Source organism: Serratia sp. 506_PEND (genome assembly GCF_001076875.1).
In the GTDB taxonomy this organism is placed as follows: domain Bacteria; phylum Pseudomonadota; class Gammaproteobacteria; order Enterobacterales; family Enterobacteriaceae; genus Serratia; species Serratia marcescens.
Window position 1 is genome coordinate 1 of record NZ_JVEL01000189.1, and the last position, 899, is coordinate 899.

Sequence of the window (899 nt, forward strand, 5' to 3'; positions counted from 1 at the left end):
AAAGTGAGGGCGTTAACCCATGATCCGCATTGATTTGCACATTCTTGTTGAACGTCTTCATCCCGTCTGTCGCCATATTCTGGAAGAGGCGGCGGCCCTGTGCGTCAGCCAGCAGGGCGCTGAAATTCGTGTTGAGCACCTGTTACTGAAAGCGCTGGATACGCCGTTAAGCGATATCCGGCTGATCCTGGATCTTGCCGGCATCTCCCCGGAGACGCTACGGGCTCTGCTGCAGCATGAAGGCATGGATACCTCCCTGGCGCCAGGCTATCCGGCGTTTTCGCCTCTGCTGATGGAGTTATTGCAGGATGGCTGGTTGCTGGCCTCAGCGCAGATGGGTCATCCGGAACTGCGCAGCGGGGTGTTACTGCTGGCATTACTGATGACGCCGGGGCGTTATATTTCTTCTGCGTTGTCCCGCGAGCTGGCGGCCATTAACCGGGAGCTGCTGGCTCAGGAGTTTGAAGCATGGGTGGCGGGATCGGCGGAGGGTGAAAGTGCTGCTTCAGTGGAAACCCCTCATGCGTTACCTCCGTCTACGGGAGAACTGCTGGGGCGCTTTACGCATAACCTGACGCAGGATGCGCGCGACGGGCGGCTCGATCCGGTGCTGTGTCGTGATGATGAAATTGACCTGATGATCGACATCCTGTCACGCCGTCGTAAAAACAACCCGATTATCGTCGGTGAGGCGGGGGTGGGTAAAAGTGCGCTGACGGAAGGGCTGGCTTTACGCATTGTTGCCGGTCAGGTACCGGACAAGCTCCGGGACGTGGAACTGCTGTCTCTGGATTTAGGCGCCATGCAGGCGGGGGCGGCGGTGAAAGGGGAGTTCGAGAAGCGCTTTAAGGGGGTGATGCAGGATGTGAAGGATTCACCGCGTCCCGTCATCCTGTTTA

At 58.3% G+C, this 899-nt stretch carries 1 protein-coding gene; it reads left to right on the forward strand.

Going from position 1 to position 899, the window contains the following annotated elements:
- Nucleotides 1-19: 19 nt before the first annotated feature.
- Nucleotides 20-899 (forward strand): Clp protease N-terminal domain-containing protein (locus tag ADK28_RS04575; RefSeq protein ID WP_048795006.1); only part of this gene is annotated, 880 nt, incomplete at its 3' end.